General features: G+C 44.5%; 20 protein-coding genes. 7 read left to right on the forward strand and 13 right to left on the reverse strand.

All coding sequences use genetic code 11. The features are described from left to right. Positions 1-166: 166 nt before the first annotated feature. The gene (gene yutH / locus WCV65_RS17370) at positions 167-1,153 is read right to left on the reverse strand and encodes a spore coat putative kinase YutH (RefSeq protein WP_338778211.1); all 987 of its coding nucleotides are present in this window, start codon (positions 1,151-1,153) and stop codon (positions 167-169) included. Between the two features lie 262 nt (positions 1,154-1,415). Between yutH and WCV65_RS17375 the strand changes: the two genes are divergently transcribed. Continuing rightward, complete coding sequence (locus WCV65_RS17375) at positions 1,416-1,913, forward strand: phosphatidylglycerophosphatase A (protein WP_035410194.1); 498 nt, start codon at positions 1,416-1,418, stop codon at positions 1,911-1,913. Between the two features lie 35 nt (positions 1,914-1,948). Here WCV65_RS17375 and WCV65_RS17380 read toward each other — a convergent pair whose 3' ends face one another. The 3 genes from WCV65_RS17380 to WCV65_RS17390 are packed head-to-tail and all read right to left on the reverse strand — an operon-like array spanning position 1,949 to position 4,447. Continuing rightward, positions 1,949-2,722, reverse strand: coding sequence for a TIGR01457 family HAD-type hydrolase (locus WCV65_RS17380; RefSeq protein WP_338778216.1), 774 nt, complete (start codon positions 2,720-2,722; stop codon positions 1,949-1,951). Positions 2,723-2,743: 21 nt separating this feature from the next. Then, positions 2,744-3,181, reverse strand: a complete 438-nt coding sequence (locus tag WCV65_RS17385; protein ID WP_338778217.1) for a DUF86 domain-containing protein — start codon at positions 3,179-3,181, stop codon at positions 2,744-2,746. A 15-nt stretch (positions 3,182-3,196) separates the two neighbouring features. Next, entirely contained in the window at positions 3,197-4,447 is a 1,251-nt protein-coding gene (locus tag WCV65_RS17390; protein WP_338778219.1) for an EAL domain-containing protein, read from the reverse strand. 213 nt (positions 4,448-4,660) lie between these two features. Between WCV65_RS17390 and WCV65_RS17395 the strand changes: the two genes are divergently transcribed. Continuing rightward, entirely contained in the window at positions 4,661-4,924 is a 264-nt protein-coding gene (locus WCV65_RS17395; protein WP_338778221.1) for a DUF3055 domain-containing protein, read from the forward strand. 118 nt (positions 4,925-5,042) lie between these two features. Further along, positions 5,043-5,261, forward strand: a complete 219-nt coding sequence (locus tag WCV65_RS17400) for a hypothetical protein (protein WP_051860775.1) — start codon at positions 5,043-5,045, stop codon at positions 5,259-5,261. An 83-nt stretch (positions 5,262-5,344) separates the two neighbouring features. On the opposite strand, the gene WCV65_RS17405 is transcribed toward WCV65_RS17400, so the two are convergent. Then, a complete protein-coding gene (locus WCV65_RS17405) occupies positions 5,345-5,620 on the reverse strand; it encodes a YutD-like domain-containing protein (RefSeq protein ID WP_035410214.1) in 276 nt (91 codons plus the stop codon). Positions 5,621-5,742: 122 nt separating this feature from the next. On the opposite strand from WCV65_RS17405, the gene WCV65_RS17410 reads away from it, so the two are divergent. After that, entirely contained in the window at positions 5,743-6,420 is a 678-nt protein-coding gene (locus WCV65_RS17410) for a YhcN/YlaJ family sporulation lipoprotein (protein ID WP_338778223.1), read from the forward strand. Positions 6,421-6,487: 67 nt separating this feature from the next. On the opposite strand, the gene lipA is transcribed toward WCV65_RS17410, so the two are convergent. Next, positions 6,488-7,384 (reverse strand): lipoyl synthase, encoded by an 897-nt coding sequence (gene lipA, locus WCV65_RS17415; RefSeq protein WP_035410220.1) that lies wholly within the window; start codon positions 7,382-7,384, stop codon positions 6,488-6,490. 247 nt (positions 7,385-7,631) lie between these two features. Between lipA and WCV65_RS17420 the strand changes: the two genes are divergently transcribed. Continuing rightward, entirely contained in the window at positions 7,632-8,606 is a 975-nt protein-coding gene (locus WCV65_RS17420; RefSeq protein ID WP_338782344.1) for a M23 family metallopeptidase, read from the forward strand. A 93-nt stretch (positions 8,607-8,699) separates the two neighbouring features. Here WCV65_RS17420 and yunB read toward each other — a convergent pair whose 3' ends face one another. From yunB to WCV65_RS17445, 5 genes are all read right to left on the reverse strand, one after another. Beyond that, on the reverse strand, positions 8,700-9,425 hold the full coding sequence (yunB, locus tag WCV65_RS17425; RefSeq protein WP_338778228.1) for a sporulation protein YunB: 726 nt from the start codon (positions 9,423-9,425) through the stop codon (positions 8,700-8,702). Positions 9,426-9,929: 504 nt separating this feature from the next. Next, positions 9,930-10,232 (reverse strand): DUF1805 domain-containing protein, encoded by a 303-nt coding sequence (locus WCV65_RS17430; RefSeq protein WP_338778229.1) that lies wholly within the window; start codon positions 10,230-10,232, stop codon positions 9,930-9,932. A 78-nt stretch (positions 10,233-10,310) separates the two neighbouring features. Continuing rightward, positions 10,311-11,693, reverse strand: coding sequence for a bifunctional UDP-sugar hydrolase/5'-nucleotidase (locus WCV65_RS17435; protein ID WP_338778231.1), 1,383 nt, complete (start codon positions 11,691-11,693; stop codon positions 10,311-10,313). Between the two features lie 24 nt (positions 11,694-11,717). Further along, positions 11,718-12,536 (reverse strand): sulfite exporter TauE/SafE family protein, encoded by an 819-nt coding sequence (locus WCV65_RS17440; protein WP_035410230.1) that lies wholly within the window; start codon positions 12,534-12,536, stop codon positions 11,718-11,720. A 21-nt stretch (positions 12,537-12,557) separates the two neighbouring features. Further along, positions 12,558-13,415, reverse strand: a complete 858-nt coding sequence (locus tag WCV65_RS17445; RefSeq protein WP_338782345.1) for a DUF72 domain-containing protein — start codon at positions 13,413-13,415, stop codon at positions 12,558-12,560. Positions 13,416-13,575: 160 nt separating this feature from the next. Here WCV65_RS17445 and WCV65_RS17450 point away from each other — a divergent pair, with 160 nt between their 5' ends. Beyond that, a complete protein-coding gene (locus tag WCV65_RS17450; RefSeq protein ID WP_338778234.1) occupies positions 13,576-14,220 on the forward strand; it encodes a VC0807 family protein in 645 nt (214 codons plus the stop codon). A 135-nt stretch (positions 14,221-14,355) separates the two neighbouring features. Here the strand turns inward: WCV65_RS17450 and WCV65_RS17455 are convergent, their stop codons facing one another. After that, the gene (locus tag WCV65_RS17455) at positions 14,356-14,700 is read right to left on the reverse strand and encodes a helix-turn-helix domain-containing protein (protein WP_338778235.1); all 345 of its coding nucleotides are present in this window, start codon (positions 14,698-14,700) and stop codon (positions 14,356-14,358) included. 105 nt (positions 14,701-14,805) lie between these two features. On the opposite strand from WCV65_RS17455, the gene WCV65_RS17460 reads away from it, so the two are divergent. After that, the gene (locus tag WCV65_RS17460) at positions 14,806-15,723 is read left to right on the forward strand and encodes an arginase family protein (RefSeq protein WP_338778236.1); all 918 of its coding nucleotides are present in this window, start codon (positions 14,806-14,808) and stop codon (positions 15,721-15,723) included. Between the two features lie 67 nt (positions 15,724-15,790). Here the strand turns inward: WCV65_RS17460 and WCV65_RS17465 are convergent, their stop codons facing one another. Then, a complete protein-coding gene (locus tag WCV65_RS17465; protein ID WP_338778238.1) occupies positions 15,791-16,702 on the reverse strand; it encodes a hypothetical protein in 912 nt (303 codons plus the stop codon). Between the last annotated feature and the right edge of the window lie 2 nt (positions 16,703-16,704).

Consider the following 16,704-nt stretch of genomic DNA (forward strand, 5'->3'; position numbering starts at 1 on the left):
ATTTTCTGCTAACTATGGATGTAAACGCTTTATCAATGATGTTCAGCGGATTTCTTCTTTTTTAAAAAGCTCTGTTAAACTCGGCTGATAATTTCCGTTGCGGGCGATTTCCACGGGACAGGCGGTGAGCCTAAAAAACCCCTGCACCATATAGGCACCAGGGGTCTTATGCGAGCCAGTGGAGGACAGGAAGCTGAATTTTTTTCGTTCTCATTGAAAGCATGCCTGAGTATGAGGTTAAAAACTGCTCATACTCGGTCGACCGCTGCAGAAGTTCATGAAGCTTCTTTTCATAATAAGGCTTTTCTGAATCCGGAGCTAAATAATAATCCTCGATGCATTCAAAGTAATGAATAGGAAAAAGCAAGCGGCTGTAAATCAGCCTCCATGAGAAAGAGGAAAGAGGTGCCGTTCGGTCATAGTCAGCGAGGAATACGCCTCCCTCATTTCTTAGCTGCTCAGGATTTTGGAAAAAATCATACCGCAAATATTCAGCAATATCCCGGCTTGCGTGATCAAACACCCAATCCGTCGGAAGCTTCACCGTAAACTCCCTGTTCCACATTTCTGAATGAAACCGGTTATGGCAGATGGTAGCTGAGTCTGACAATAGCGGTTCGTCATCAAGCTCCGTATCAACAAGGTATTGAATCCCGTTCTCCGCCAGTCCAAGGTAATAAGGGAAAGACTCAATAAACAGCTTTTCAAAATGGTCCAGAGGATGCGCCTGCACTTTCCCTCTCCAAAAGACTTCGAGCTGATCAAGCCTTCGTTCCCAAAGATCCTTCCATTGGCCGATTCGCTTCGTTTTATCTGCCTGGTATGGATAGCTTCTCGATTTCTGATGAAACTGAGCCAATTCTCTCCCCGCAGATTGACCTCTTGAAACAATGCGATCTGCGCATTTTAGTAACGCATATCGTCGTCCATCCTTCTCTGCAGATAACGTTCCTTGCAGACTCGGCCAGAATACCGCTACGTATGGTTCTCTTTTTTCCTGTAAATACTGACTCATATAATAAAGCTCATACAGCTCCTGTTCGTCGATTTGCTGTACGGGAACGATGATTCCAATCGTTCCATGGACCCGAAAGGCATCATAGCTTCCCGCTTTAAATATTCCAGGTACTTGAAGGCCGAAGTGCTCTTTCAAAAAATCTTTCAGCGGAACCATCTCCGTTTCAGGCAGTCTTACCCTATCCTAATCTCAGAACCGCCTGAATATGCTACTTTTTGGCGCTGAATGCTTACACCATTTAATGACGATTGTATAAAATATTAAATATAAGGCGACCTAACTGGAAGATAGTTCCGCAGCATGCGCGAGTCCTGCAGCGAAGAACTGGGCCTCCTCCCGGCAGGACTCCTTCTGGAATCTATACGAAAAGACCCAAAATGAAGATGGGATGGTGCGGATGGAAAAGCGCAGCATGGATCATGTTGAGAAAAAGGCCAGACAAAAGTTGGCAGAGCGCGGGGTTAACATATCTGATATTGCAGACCTCGTCTACTATTTGCAAAAAAAATATCATCCGAATTTGCAATTGGATGATTGTACAGCCAACGTAGAAAGGGTTCTGGCAAAAAGAGAAGTCCAAAACGCCATTCTGACTGGAATTCAGCTTGACGAATTGGCAGAAAAGAAAATGCTTGAGGAGCCTTTACAGGGCATTATTGAAACCGATGAAGGCTTATATGGAGTGGACGAGATTATGGCCTTTTCCATCGTCAATATCTACGGATCCATTGGGTTTACCAATTATGGATACATTGACAAGGAAAAACCGGGTATCCTTGGATTTTTAAATGATAAGTCAACCGGAATGTGCCATACCTTTCTGGATGATATCGTTGGGGCAATTGCCGCTGCAGCATCCAGCAGGCTTGCCCACCGCGCAGCGAATACGGAATGAGGAAAAACAGCCGGGAGATTTTTCTCCCGGCTGTTTTATTTTATGTTCATGAACCATTCTTCCAAAGAATGGACAGAATAGGTAGGCTGAACGTCAACACCCTCAAGATGCTCTTTAAGCGTAACGCCCGTATGGACAATCAGTGTATCCATTCCAGTCCTGATGCCGGCCAGAATGTCTGTAGCATAATTATCTCCTACCATAAGCGTATCCTCTTTAGGAATACCAAGAACCTCAAGCGCCTGCTCCATAATTATGGGCTCAGGCTTGCCGATAAAAGTGGGGTGGACTTGAGTCGAAACTGTGATTACCGACGTTAGTGAACCATTCCCGGGTAGAAGCCCGCGCTCTGTGGGAATTGCAATATCCCCATTTGTTGAAATAAACTGTGCACCGTTTCTGACAGCCAGGCATGCCGCTGCAAGTTTCTCATATGTAATCCCCCGGTCAATACCGACTACCACAAAATCTGCCTGTTCCTCACCCGACGAAAAACCCTTTTCTTCAAGTGCCTGTCTGATGCCTTCTTCTCCGATTACATACACCGTTCCGCCCGGTTTTTGTTCATGCATATAATTGGCTGTGGCTTGAGAGGTGGTAAACACCTGCTCAGGAGCTGCAGGAATATCGAACGCATTCAGCTTTTCGGCAACTTTTTCAGGAGTGGCCGAAGAATTGTTCGTAACAAATAGATAGGGAATACCCTTTTCATTCAGCAGTTTAACAAACTGCCCAGCTTCCTCAATCTTTTCCGTACCCTTGTACATCGTACCGTCTAAGTCAATTAAATAGCCTTTGTATGTTTTCATGCTGTTCACTCCTGCTGGAACTTAATTTTTGAAAGCTGATACCGGGCCAAGCTCATTCGCAAGATACGTACGCACCTTTTGAGGAAAAGCCTTCAGTATATCAAAATGTGTGCCCATCAGATTTTCAAGCTGCTTTGTATCGGCAGAAAGATACTCTTGAATTAATGGCTTTCTGAAAAAGACCAGCTCCTTCAAACCTTCCTCATCAGCCTCTGCAATCACTTTTTCATCCAGCAGTATATCAATGATATCCTCATAACTGCCAGGATCCCTCATGATAAATCCATCAATCAGGGCGTTGCCGGTGTCAAGAATGCACTCAATCGTCAAATGTCCCAGTCTTTGAAGAGCCAGCTTTTCCATTTTCGTTTCAAAAGATTCGGTTTCTGAAAAAAAGCTGAGAAGGTCTTCCATCAGCTTCAGTGTTTCCTCTATTTTTTCCCTGTCTACAAAATACATGCAGTCATCCCCTTATTAAAAGGCTACCCGTTCTTTTTGAAGCAATCCAGGCTTGGCATAAAAATATCCCTGTGCCAAGTCTACCCTATTTCTGGTCAGTACATCAGCCTCTTCTTTCTTTTCGATGCCCTCAGCCACTACAAGCGATCCTGTTTCTCTTGCGATAAGAAGAAGTCCTTTCAGCATCGATTCTTTTACCCGGTTCGTATCAATATTTTCAATAACCGACCGGTCAATCTTAATGATATCCGGGAGTACTTCGCTGATTGTGTGGAGACTGGCATAGCCCGCTCCTGTATCATCAACTGCAATACGGATTCCGATATCCCTCAAGTCGCTGATATTATCCTTAAAAAAAGCCATTCCCTCAATGGAATCCCGCTCGGTAATTTCCAGAATGATATTCTGCGGATTTACAGCCGGATGACGTTCGAATGCTTTTTTAACAGAGGCAACAAACCTTTTGTTCCCCAGAGTAAGGGGGGTGAAATTGATGTAGATATCCTCTTGTGTCCGCGTTTCTTCAACGAGACTCATGGCTTTTTCCAAAATCAGCATTTCGAGATCATAGACCATATTGGTTTGCCTTGCCACTGAAAATAATTGCAGCGGATTTTCAAGTGGTGTGCCTTCAGGACCTCTCGTTAGGATTTCCCAGGCCTGGACCTTTTTTGTATCCAGTTCAATAATCGGCTGTGCAAGAAGCCTGATATTCTGTTTTTGGACAATGTCTCTCATGTTCAGCACCATGTCGATATATTTGGAATGAATCCGCTTCTCAGCCATATCAGCCGCCTGCTGCTGGGTTCTTAAGATCGCCTCATGGGTGGATCCTTCTGTTCTGTCAACAAACATGTAGCCCGATTCACTTGTGAAATGAATGTAAGGATAATCCTGAGAAAGCCACTTTTGAATCCTAGATACAAAATATCCGATGAATTGCTCAATATAGGGGACGCTTTGCTTATTTTCATCAATTTTCAAAAAAACGGTCAAGCCTTTATTATAATAATTGTGCACAACAAGTATATCATTCTGAAAGTCAGACGTCTCCAGTATGGATTTGGTATGCTTTTTAAAGCTTAGACAAAATTCCTTTTCCTGAGAAGAGTCCAGCTGTGAGATAACTTCCTTTATATTCGTAAAATTAATGACAATTCCCGCTACTTTTTTTCCGTCGATGACAGCATCATAAACCCCTTCAAGCAGCGGATTCCTCAAAATGAATTGCGGAGGATAATACTTCAAATAGGTATATGGGAGCATAATCTTGCTCCATTTAATTATCCGCTTAGCGTTTATAGTACAAAAATCACGGAACATGTTCTCAGTCCTTCTGATTACGCATTTTTATGTAAGTCTATTTTACCACACGATATCAATAATCGGATTTTCTAAGCGAAAATTTTCTGTTTTTAACAGGAGGAAGATTCTGAATTTGGTATAATTTTATAAAAATACAGTGGAGGGAAATGTTAAATGGAGCGATTTTTCTTATACGATGAGGTGGATGAGACAAAAACAAGGTTTGTAAGTTTTACTGGCGAGCATCAGCGCTTTGATCTGGCTTTGCTGCATACGAACCGCTACTATGGCAAAATGATTGTACTAAACCTTCAAAGCAGCCGATTTGCAATTGTTGGTACAGATGATTTAGACGAACCCGGTTATATTGAACATGCATTCCAGCTTTCAGAGGATGAGGCAGCAGAACTGAGAGAGTTTCTGTACGAAACCGTTTAAGATTTGGGATAAGGCGAGCCAAATTCGATAAAACTACACCTAAATCGAATTAGGCAGGTGAAAAGCAGTGGATCGGTCCCAAAACGATCAATACCGGGATTTTTCAAATGTCGAAGCAATGAGGAACTACATTACACCAGAAATAACTCCAGAGGGCCCATATGGTGCTCCGAGAGGAAAAGACACCCCTGTAGAAAACAAAACCACCCCATGGAAAAAAGGACAGCGCTACTACAGCGCCTTTAATTATGAGAATAAAGATCTTCACCAGGAGCTTCAGCGGCAGGATCCCGGAGCACATCCGACTCACGACGATCCTGATGCAAATGAGCAGTAATAAAGAGCTTTCGCTATACAGCGATAAGCTCTTTTTTCGGGCTGAAATTCTCATGCAGATTACGCTTTACATGAAAAAACCCCTTATTTACGTATTTTTTTTAAAACAAAATAGGCACAGCCAAAATTACAGTACTCATAAAGATACTCATCAAGGGTGCTTATTTTCGTATCATAAGAAGCCTTCTGATTTTGATCCTCGAAAAATCCTTTTAGCCTAAGCTGGCCGTAACCCCAATCACCAACGATGTAATCATATTTATTTAAGATGTCCGAGTACCGCGCTTTAAAGGCTTCTTCGTTAAAGCCGTCTCTCTCATCTTTAAAAAGTTCATAATGAATATTTTGTACGGTTACCAATGGACAGCGCTCCTTATAGCGGACGTTTATTTTCTTTATCATATCGGATTTTTCCTTCTCCATCAATTACTAGAGAAAATTTGCTTTAAAATGGCCATCTTAAAAACAGGAGGTGCATGAAATTGAAATTTTTAAAACCGTTCGTTTTCCTAGCCGTCCTTCTCCTGGCATCTGCATGCCAAATGGGTGAGGAAGGGCAAAAGGATATGACCGATGAAAATGGAAGTACGATTAATGTAAATGAAAAAAAAGATATGTACAAAAAGACAAGCAATGAGAGCAAAAAGGAGCAGAAAACAGAGAACTATGGATTTGTCCGCCATAAAAAAAGCGGGTTGACTAAAAACGGAGAGCAGACAGAGTATTACGGAATTAACCGGGAAGAGCTTGCCGATACGATCAGCGGATTATCCGTTCAGCTTCCGGGCATTGAGGAAGCGGCAGTACTTGTAACAGATGAAGAAGCTCTGATTGCTTATCGGGGCAGCGGCAAGAACAGAAATGAAATGGCTGATATGGTGAGCAAAACCGCTATTTCTGCTGTTCCCCGATATTATCATGTGTATATTTCCGATAACCCGTCTTATTTTGATCAGCTTCAATCGTACAGTAAAATGGACTCCCAAAGTCCGAATGCCGATGCGATTATTTCCAAACTGATCCGGCAGATGCTTAAAGATTCTCCTCAGGGTAAAAGCTTGAATAAGGGAGAAAATGCAAACGGCGAGGGTTATGGTGAAATGAATGAGAACATGGACGAGGATATGAAGGACTTTTATGAGAAAACACACTATAAATAGTGTACATTAGCGTAATCCCTTCAACATAAAAAAAAGTGTCTGCTGCCTGAGGCAGAGACACTTTTTTTTATGCATTTGCCTGACGCTGCTTGGATGCCTCGTTTACCTGCTCATCGGCATGATAGGAAGAACGGACCATCGGGCCTGCTTCACAGTGGCTGAATCCTTTAGAAAGAGCAATTTCTTTCAATTCTGCAAACTCATCAGGGTGGTAATATTTTTGAACCTTCAAGTGCTTTTTCGTCGGCTGCAGGTACTGGCCGATTGTCATGATATCTACATGGTTTGCTCGAAGATCATCCATTGTTTCAATAATTTCTTCCTTCGTTTCACCAAGACCAATCATGATAGAGCTTTTCGTTGGGATATCCGGCTGAAGCTCTTTGGAACGGCGCAGCAGTTCAAGAGAACGGTCGTATTTCGCACGGGCACGGACTCTTGGTGTAAGGCGCTTTACGGTTTCGATATTATGATTCAAAATATCTGGACGCGCATCCATAAGAGTTTTCAGGTTATCATATGAACCGCCCATATCGGATGGAAGAACTTCCACTGTTGTGAATGGACTTTTTCTGCGAATAGCGCGAACAGTTTCTGCAAATACCTGGGATCCGCCATCTTTCAAATCATCGCGTGCAACAGCCGTTACAACAGCGTGTTTAAGGTTCATTACAGCAACAGAATCTGCTACACGTTCCGGCTCCTGAAGATCAAGCTCAGTAGGGAGGCCGGTTTTTACCGCACAGAAACGGCATGCACGTGTGCATACAGAACCTAAAATCATAAAGGTAGCCGTTCGTCTGACAGCCCAGCATTCATGAATATTCGGGCATCTTGCTTCTTCACAGACTGTATTGAGCTTTTGTTCCCGCATCAATTTCTTTAAGCCAGTGTAATTTTCATTCGTATTCAGTTTTATTTTTAACCATTCCGGTTTACGTAAATGTTCCTCTTGCTTGGCCAAAAAAATCATCTCCAGTATGTAGTCTCATGAGTAAAAAACCAAATGAAAACGTCACCACAAAACAGGTAATTACCCTGTAAAAATTTTTTCTACAACCCTCACTTTAACATAGAAAAGGAATTAAGGACAAGGAAAACAGGCGCTTTCTGTATTTCTAACATTTACTATTAATGAAATTCTCCTTTCGCTCCAAACTAAACATATTGGAAAAGGACTTGAAAGGAGGCTATTCACATTGCGCTATATAATGATTGCCCTAATGCTTGCCGTTTTCTGCATTCCGCATCATGCAGCGGGAGCAGAAAATAACGATGAAAAAGCAGAAAATACAAAGCGGATGATGCTGTTTAAGAAAACTGGAAAACGAACTCATATTTCCTGGGAGCTGCTCGCTGCAGCTGATCAATTTGAGCGGAATGTCAGGCTTTCGAGAAGAGATTTGCCAAAACAAAACGGACTGATTGGGATCTATATTTCACCTGACCGCTGGAGCGGCCCTCTAAACCCCAATCCTTCTGACGTTAATCCCGCACGAATTCACCTTTTTGGAGGGATCGGCAGAGACGGAGATGGAGACGGGAAGGCTGATCCGGCAAATGATGAGGACGTCCTGTTCTCCTATGCCTCCTTCCTTTCTCAATATGGAAGAGGACTCGAAAACATAAAAATTGGTTTATGGGACTACTATCAAAGAGATAAATCGGTAGGCCTTATTTTAGGCCATATGAAGATCATCGATAAAATAGGGAATTTGGATTTGGCTGGCCGTTCTTTCCCTGTGCCGATTCGATATAATTACAGCTACAGGAGCACATGGGGTGATGCCCGTGGATGGGGCGGAAGAAGGATTCATGAAGGAACGGATATATTTGCTGATTACGGTGTGCCTGTGCTAGCCACCTCTTATGGAATCATCGAAATGAAAGGCTGGAACCGGTTTGGCGGATGGAGAGTCGGCATCCGCGATATTCGAAACACCTATCATTATTATGGACACTTGAATGGGTTTGCCAAGAACTTACGGGAGGGCATGATTGTAAAGCCCGGCCAGGTTATCGGATCTGTTGGCAGCTCAGGCTACGGACCGCCCGGCACGGCAGGGAAATTCCCGCCTCATCTCCATTACGGAATGTACAAAGATAACGGCCGAACAGAATGGTCTTTTGATCCCTATCCATATTTACGGATTTGGGAACGGGGAGATAAGAAAAATAAAAAGTAAAAAAGGACGCCCTTAATCGCGTTCTTTCTTACTTTTCCGCCTAAAATATGACCGTACTTTTCACCGCTCACCCATCACTGCAGGTTTAAGGTTTCATTTTAGCTCAATGGCCGGAGCCTGCCCTCCGCCGTTGTTGTAATAGTCCGGCACGTCTCCAATAACGGTTTTGATATCTACCGGGATGCTTGTTGAAACGGTTGTACTCTTACTTGAAAATGGAATAATCACCCGAAGATTGACCTTCACATCAATGTTAATTTTTATAAGCGCGTTGTTAATTCCATATGGTTCTGCCGTTGTCTTGGAATCAGTCAGAGCATGGCCGATGAGTTCAAACCGGACGGGAATCTTCGGCCCTATGCCACCGAGCAGAACGTTTCCCGTTGTTTGCCCAAGAGGAATCTGATAAATGAAATTTTCTTTCGAATCCTTTAGCTCCGGAATATCGAGCACTGCCAGATTTCCTTTCTCGGCTAGCAGGAGATTTCTTTGTATATGATCTGTAAAGCCCGCAAGCATCTTCCGTACTCCGCTTGAATCCAAATCAATTAGCTTTCCCTCTTTATCCACATTGGCATTGACGAGCTTGCCCGTATCCCCCTCTTCTTCCAGCTGTTTCTTTAACGCATCATTTATAATGAGGGATGCAATCTTCTGTGTTTCAGCTTCGGCTATACTCATCAGCACCGGCTGAATTTCTTTATTCACGATATACAATCCCGCTGCAGTAGAGAGAAGAAAAAAAATAAAAGAGAGCAGCAGCACATACCGGAAAGGCATCGGTCCTCTTTTTGGGAGACGTCTACGAAATTTAGCCAAAAAAATACCCCCTTCACATGCTATATGTATGCACGATCAGGGGGATGTACGATAGTATTTTCATGAGTTTCCCTAAATAGAGTTATACTGGCTAAAATGGCTGTTTTTCATGTAAAACAGCTATTTCTTTTCTGAATATCTGACCTGATTTCCGGTTGTAGCAAAGCGATTTTGGGATTATATGGGGTTCTTTTCGGTTATATCGGCTATTTTTTCGATATATCGGCTATCCCCTCGATATATCGGCTATTTTTTCAATATATCGGCTATTTTCTTGATATATCGGCTATTTTCTTGATATATCGACTATTCGCTAACATTCGACATTAGGTAGAAGGGCTGTACTCCGAGAGTCTCCTCTACCCTCTTTAAGGAGGCAGTAATTTCTCCCCGCAAAATACAAGTACCAGGGAAATAAACTGCGCGCTCAAGTAACCGGAGATGAACTGCCCATACAAGCCCCGCCGCTTGGTCCAGCTCACCCTTTACCGGCACGCGTGAGCTCTATATCATCAGTAAAAGAGCGTCTCTCCCTGTCATACCAGCGTGAATTCCGCACCTCTGTGCTTCAAAGGTGACGGATTCCAGCGGAGCATGCAGGAGCTGATCAATCGTTCTTACGCCGACTGCTCTCCCTGCAAGTATTTCACGATCCTTTAATTGATCATTAAGTAACGCTACATCCAATGCTCCGCAGGCGATGTAGCCTTTCTCACTGGATATGGCCATAAAGTTGGTTTTAGGCAGTTTAACGGTAACGGCAGTAAACATCTGGCCATCTATGACAATGGGTGAAATGGTCACCATACTTCCACACCCCCTCCTCTTAACAGCATATGTGCAGAAAAGGATGAAATGAATGGTTTCAAGTATGAACCGCCATTTTTAATGAGTAAGCGTCCACTCCAGCAGGTCTCTCAGAAATTCCGGCATGAAATATTCCTTATTGGGAGAGTGGCCGATTACGGGATAAAGCGGGCCCAGTGTAAACATATCCGCAGTAGAAATTTTGTACTTACGGTTATGATCGAGAGGCTGTCCATTGACAGCGACAGAGGCCACGTGTTTCTTGCCGTCTTTTAGGATCTCATATGTGACGTCAATTCCGTCGTAAATCATCTTCCCCATTACCGCACCGCGGAATCCGAGTCCCTTCATTTTAAGCTGCTCCATCTCTTCAGTGGATGCCTGCCGGATTACCTCAAGAAGCTGATCCCCCATGAGTTCTACATTGCAGGGATTAATTGGATGGGGACAGATTCTGTGAAGATCTTTTTTTGTAACCGGTCCTTTAGGGAGTGAATCAAGGAGCATGCCGGCATTGATCATCGATGCTTCTCCTCCGCACCAGGAGCGCAGGCTTTTTGCAAGCATCGCGGAGAAATCAGACTCCTCAAACCAGCGAATGTTCAGCTCCTTGTCGAGCTCTGCGATAGGGTCTGATAAAAGAGCGATGCTCTCCTGCAGATGATGATGCAGCTTCTTCTCATCCGCTTCACTTTTCTCCGCGGCATCCATCGCCTTGACGGAGGCTGTCTGTTTGATGATTGTCTTCGTATGCTCATCATATTCCATTTCTACATGACCCGTATGTGTTCCATATTTCCCGGCTCCGCAAAGCAAGGTATTCCGGATCCATTTTCCTTCTTCGAGAAGATGGTGGGTATGGGCGCCTAAAATCAGGTTCAGCTCCGGAAATTCCTCTGCAAGCTTCTCATCATCATATAGACCGAGATGAGATAACATCACAAGGTAGTCTGCCTGCTCAGCAACTCCAGGAAGCACCTCTTTTAAGCTTTCAAACGGATCCTGAATGATCCAGCCGAGCTTTTCGTAAAAGGGCTTGTAGCTGACTGTCACACCAAGCAGGCCCACCTTAAATCCATCAGAGAGCGTCAGAATTTCATAAGGCTTGGCCCACCCCGGCCTCTGTCCATCGGGCTGAAATAAATTAGACAAAATGACGGGGAAGTTTGCACGGCTGTACAGGGAATTTAACGAAGCATAGGGAAGCGTGATGCCTTCATTATTTCCGATGGTAGCCGCATCATAATGAAGCTCATTCATCATTTCCACATTTTTTTGCCCAAAGGATGCTTCACTGATTGGATGAAACCGGTCTACGTGGTCGCCGATATCAAATAAAAAACTTTCTTCGGAATCTTTCAAGTTCTGCTGCCTGCTGCGTTTTACATAATGCGCAATCTGAGGCCAATTTTCAAAATGGCTGTGGAGATCATTGGTGTGGTAAATATGCAGCTTCTTCATTGTTTTCTCTCTCCTTCAAACACCTTAACTGATGCCTTGGTAAATCAGACGGACTCCTACTAAAACGAGGACAATCCTAAGCAAAATAAGAATGGTTTTGCTCTCAAGTTTATTATTAATAAAAGCTCCAAGCTTTCCGCCCGCATATGCGCCGGGAATCAGCGCCAGCGCATAGAGCCAGTTTACGTTTCCCAAGTACGCGTGAATGCCTGAGCTCGCTATGGATGAAAGGAAAATGATAAACATGGACGTTCCTACAGCAACATGGGGCGGGAACAGGAACAGCATGACCATAACCGGCACCATGAGCGATCCTCCGCCAATCCCAAATAGCCCGCCTAAAAATCCAACGGCAAAGGCAACGGCAATTCCGGTAAGAGGCTGGTAGGAATAGCGGATTTCCTTTCCAGCCGGGTCTATGTAAACTCCTTCGATTCCTTTTTTCCCTCTTCGTCCTTCAAGAGGGACAGCCCGCTCCTTAAGCATCAGAACAACAGCCATCGCAATCATGAACAGTCCGAACCATACTGAAAATGAATCATCCGTAAAGGCACGGTTTACCCATGCTCCCAAGAGGCTTCCCGGCCCGCTTCCGATAAATAAGATCCAGCCGCTTTTATAATCCACTCTCTTATATTTCATATAAGCAAGGGTTGAGGATAACCCTGTAAAAATCAGGACAAACAGGGAGGTTCCCACTGCTTGCTGCGGCGTCATATCAGCCCCGAGGAAGCCGGACAGAAAGAGGAGCGCCGGAACAATAATGATTCCTCCTCCAAGCCCGACTAAGCTGCCGAGTGTACCGGCTGCGAGACCCAGCAAAATTAAAATAACCCATTCCATAACGATTCCTTCTCTCTCATTCTAATCAAAATCAAGTAAGCTTAATTGGCGGGGGGAGAGGTTCTCATACGTAATACCGAGCAGGTCAATGAGTTCCTGAGCATTCTCCGCCGCGTCTCCCCCCGAGTTATTGTTAAACAGAACAAACAGTTCTTTTGTTTTCCCGCTTAGATCTTTAAGGTTTTGTGCCCACTCTTCAAGCTCTTTTGTACTGTATTTATACAAATAGCGAACCTCGCGCCATTCCTGATCATTCCCTGTTTTATTCCAGCCGTGAACGTTTCTGCCGTGAAAACGGACCAGGGTTTTCTCAGGATTTGCAATCTCAAGAATTGCCGGGATTGACCCCTTCCCTGCTTGAGGCTCGTCACAGATACTATGGATCCAGTTCTCTTCCTTCATAAATGAAAGGGTCCGCTCTTTTACATCAGGCTGAAACCAGGATTGATTTCTGAATTCCAATGCACATGGAAGGTCGGCCATCTGCTGCCTGCACCACCGCAAATAATCCACATTCTCCTTTTTGCAATGGAACCACGGCGGAAACTGAAACAGCACCATCGCCATCTTGCCTGCGTCTATTAAAGGCTTCAGGGAAAGCTTAAAAGCCTCAAACATCTCCGTCTTCGTTTCAAATGGAATTTCCCCTCGTTCATGCCCGGTCATGCCCTGATAGGCTTTGACAACAAACTGAAATTCTGAAGGGGTTTCTTCCGCCCATTTCCTCATGTTCCGTTCAGGCTGAACCGCGTAAAAACTCGCATCAATCTCAACTGCCGGAAAATGGGCACTGTATTCTTTTAGTTTGTCAGAAGGCCGGATGGTATCCGGATAAATGGAATCATGATCTCCCCATCCTGTTACTCCAATATGAATCAATACACTCAACCCTTCCTGCAGCGGCCGCCTCTTTCAGCCATCAGTAAACACACAAGCGCAATGGCTGTTTTTCTTTATTATATCAAAGTATTCCTTCTTCAAAAAATAGGAGATTTCAATTGGAAAGAACATGTTATACTAAGGAAATAGGAGGATGAAAATGAAAAAACACCTGATCATATCAGATATTCTCTTTTATTTAGTATTGCCATATGTCATCTGGGAATATGGAAAAGCTCCGCTTGGTGATTACTGGGCGATGCTGCTTTCTACAGTTCCCGGAATTATCTATACCGTCTTTCGATTCTTTGCGGAAAAGCAATTCAATGTGACCGGGCTGTTTATCATGGCCTCCCTGAGCATTAACACGATTATCGATCTGCTTTCTCAAAATGCTGAACGGATGCAGCAGAATAACGTCTGGGTATCAGTGGGCTTCGGGCTTTTCTGGATTGCCACCATCCTAACCAAAAAGCCGTTCGGCCTCTATTTAATGGTCGATATCGCTTATTTGCAGGGACAAAAACGGGAAGACAGCCTAAAGCTGTACAAGCAGCCAAAACTGCTGCCTCTCTTTTATCTGGTCAGCTTCGTATTCGCTATGCAAAATTTGCTGAACGCTGCATTAAGAGCGTTTCTGCTGAATCAATACGGAATTGCCCAATATGATAAGATTCTGTTCTTTATGAAAATTTACGGCTGGGTCTTTACGGTCATTCTCATGATCACCTTTGTATTTGTAGGGATGAGGATCAACGATGCTTCTCCTGATGATTCGGATGACAGGAATCAGTCGATTGTATAAGCTAAACTGGCGCTTTTAAGGAACGCATCAGGATGCCTGATGGCGAACGGACTGCTCCAGCTCATAACAAATGAAAAAAGCACCCCGGGAACACTCATTCAGTGTCCCGGGGTGCTTTTTTGTTCTCAGGTAAATTTAGAGACCGGGTCTGTTTTTTACTCCCCACTCACACAGTTCTTCTAAAACAGGCAGCAGCGTTTCCGCTTTTTTGGAAAGGCTGTACTCTACTTTAGGAGGGATTTGAGGATATTCTTTGCGGTGAATGAGACCATCTGCCTCCAGTTCCTTAAGATGTGAGCTTAACGTTTTGTATGTAATCGTCCCGATTTGTCTTTTTAAATCATTAAACCGAACGACCCGGTTTTCAGCAAGGAGATACAGGATCACCATTTTCCATTTTCCGCCGATCACCGATATCGTATAGCCAAAAGGTGTATCCTGAATACGCTCTATTTTGCCCTTATACTCAGTCATCCCCATCCTTATCACTATCCTTTCTGATAGTATCTATCCATTAAGTGCGTACTTTTATTTATTTTCGTACAGTGTAATCTAGACTTAACCGAAAGTAAAGGAGAGAGAAAAATGGACAAAAAAACAATCCGGCTTCTTATGCCGCAGTGGCAGGGCGGGAACAATCCACATTATTCTTTTGGAGCAGAGCTGCTGGCATGGCTTGCCCCTGAAAATGGTCAGCCCCTTATAGAGGTACCGGTTCAAGCTTATGCCGGCACCCCCCTGGAAAATGAGAACGGTGTTTACGGGAGAACTCAGCTGCTGGAACAATTAAAGGCTGCCCGCCATCTTATCAGTGCCCATCAGCCGGACCGCATTGTCATGTTTGGAGGAGATTGTCTGGTGGAGCAAGCTCCGTTTGCCTACCTGAATGAACGATACCGCGGAGATCTTGGATTGCTGTGGATTGACGCCCACTCTGACTTGATGAGAATTCCCGGATATGACTACGGTCATACTCTTCCACTCGGAAATCTGCTTGGGGAAGGCGAGGAGGAGTTTGCCAGCTTTGTAACCACTCCTTTGAAACCTGAAAACGTCTTTATTGCAGGCCTGGCCAAACCTGCGCAGCAAGAAGCGGAAATAATCTCCAAGACGCTTCAGGAAAAAGGAATTGCCATACCGGATGATACGGAATTATTAAAAAGACTGGGTATTCGAACCGCGGGAGCTGAAGAGCTTGCGGAGAGCATGGATTCGGTAAAAACGTGGATAAAAGAGAGCGGCATTAAGTACCTGGCCATCCATCTTGACCTGGACGTGCTTGATCCGGCTGCTTTCCGTTCCTTATTATTTGCCAATCCGGAGTCGCCCTATCTTTATTCTCCTAAGGGAACGATGCAGATCCCCCGTCTGCTTGAATTAATGCACCTGGCATCCAAGGAAACAGAGGTTGTCGGATTAGGAATAACGGAGCATATGCCTTGGGATGCCATTACTTTGAAAAGCATGCTTAACTCGTTTCCATTATTGGCAAATCACATCTGATCGTTTGGCACAGGTAAGTAAGAAGAGTCCGCTGTTGTGCGGACTCTTCGCTTTTAATTTAGATGTCTTATCTGAATGGATTGACCACATAGTTCTTACTAAAGCTTCCCAGTCCGTCAAAATAGGCATCAGTCAGAACTGCAGGATCCTGCGCCATTGCTCCTCTGCTTTGGCTGTCATCCGAGTCATCCCATCCCCAAGGAGCATTGGCTGCGTTGTCTTTCCCATTATCTCCAGCAAATGTTCCAAATGATGCGTACGTTTCACTGCTGCTGCGGCGTTCCCATAATCCACCCGGCTCTGTTACGGAAATCAGCTTATAGGAGGCATTGCGGTCATTCCCGCCTGAAGGTATGGTTCCTTCTGCAGCCGGCCTGTAAATCACTCCGTCACCGCCCGGGAATTCCTTTCCGTTCCAGGCCTTTAAGCCGTGACCCTTTGATTCCTGGAACGTTGCCGGTCTGCCATCCGTCATGCGGATAGAGCCGTCAATGTTCTCCTCCCCATTTGTCAGCGGGCTTCCAGCCGGTACAAATGAGTAAAAATGATTGTGTGAAACAGTAACCATTCCTTCAAGAGCGCCTGAAGGGCTGCCATTTTTTCTGACAATCATCATGGCTCCTTCCAGATCATTTTCATGCGTGTCCAGCCCGAAATCAGGATAATCTGTCCAGTCTCTCGGATGATAGAAACTGTAGATAATGAACCAGTGCGTTTCCGTTTCCGAAACAGAGTAGTAGGCACTTCCTTTTAGCCTGCCGGGATCCTGAGTCTGATTCTCCCAATTATTCCTCATGTTCCAATCCCCGTCATAATTGGCGGAAGTCAGATAGTCTGCATCATAATCGGTGCTGTCCGTATCCTGATAATGAACAGGTGCCCACTTGGAAGCGAGGTCCAGTTCGGATGCGCTCGCCTGTCCTAATGCAGGAAACGCAGCAATAAGTGAAATAATAATAGCTCCAGCGGTTTTCTTCACGG

It is taken from the genome of Metabacillus sp. FJAT-52054, assembly GCF_037201815.1.
GTDB lineage: Bacteria > Bacillota > Bacilli > Bacillales > Bacillaceae > Metabacillus_B > Metabacillus_B sediminis.

Bases quoted from the DNA above. Each gene is read 5' to 3' on its own strand.
- WCV65_RS17440 (WP_035410230.1), bottom strand. From the start codon at position 12,536: ATGGAATGGGTTATTTTAATTTTGCTGGGTCTCGCAGCCGGTACACTC.
- WCV65_RS17380 (WP_338778216.1), bottom strand. From the start codon at position 2,722: ATGAAAACATACAAAGGCTATTTAATTGACTTAGACGGTACGATGTAC.
- WCV65_RS17390 (WP_338778219.1), bottom strand. From the start codon at position 4,447: ATGCTCCCATATACCTATTTGAAGTATTATCCTCCGCAATTCATTTTG.
- WCV65_RS17430 (WP_338778229.1), bottom strand. From the start codon at position 10,232: ATGGTGACCATTTCACCCATTGTCATAGATGGCCAGATGTTTACTGCC.
- WCV65_RS17435 (WP_338778231.1), bottom strand. From the start codon at position 11,693: ATGAAGAAGCTGCATATTTACCACACCAATGATCTCCACAGCCATTTT.
- WCV65_RS17455 (WP_338778235.1), bottom strand. From the start codon at position 14,700: ATGGGGATGACTGAGTATAAGGGCAAAATAGAGCGTATTCAGGATACA.
- WCV65_RS17400 (WP_051860775.1), top strand. From the start codon at position 5,043: ATGAGGAACTACATTACACCAGAAATAACTCCAGAGGGCCCATATGGT.
- WCV65_RS17460 (WP_338778236.1), top strand. From the start codon at position 14,806: ATGGACAAAAAAACAATCCGGCTTCTTATGCCGCAGTGGCAGGGCGGG.
- WCV65_RS17395 (WP_338778221.1), top strand. From the start codon at position 4,661: ATGGAGCGATTTTTCTTATACGATGAGGTGGATGAGACAAAAACAAGG.
- WCV65_RS17375 (WP_035410194.1), top strand. From the start codon at position 1,416: ATGGAAAAGCGCAGCATGGATCATGTTGAGAAAAAGGCCAGACAAAAG.
- WCV65_RS17385 (WP_338778217.1), bottom strand. From the start codon at position 3,181: ATGTATTTTGTAGACAGGGAAAAAATAGAGGAAACACTGAAGCTGATG.
- WCV65_RS17450 (WP_338778234.1), top strand. From the start codon at position 13,576: ATGAAAAAACACCTGATCATATCAGATATTCTCTTTTATTTAGTATTG.
- WCV65_RS17420 (WP_338782344.1), top strand. From the start codon at position 7,632: ATGATTGCCCTAATGCTTGCCGTTTTCTGCATTCCGCATCATGCAGCG.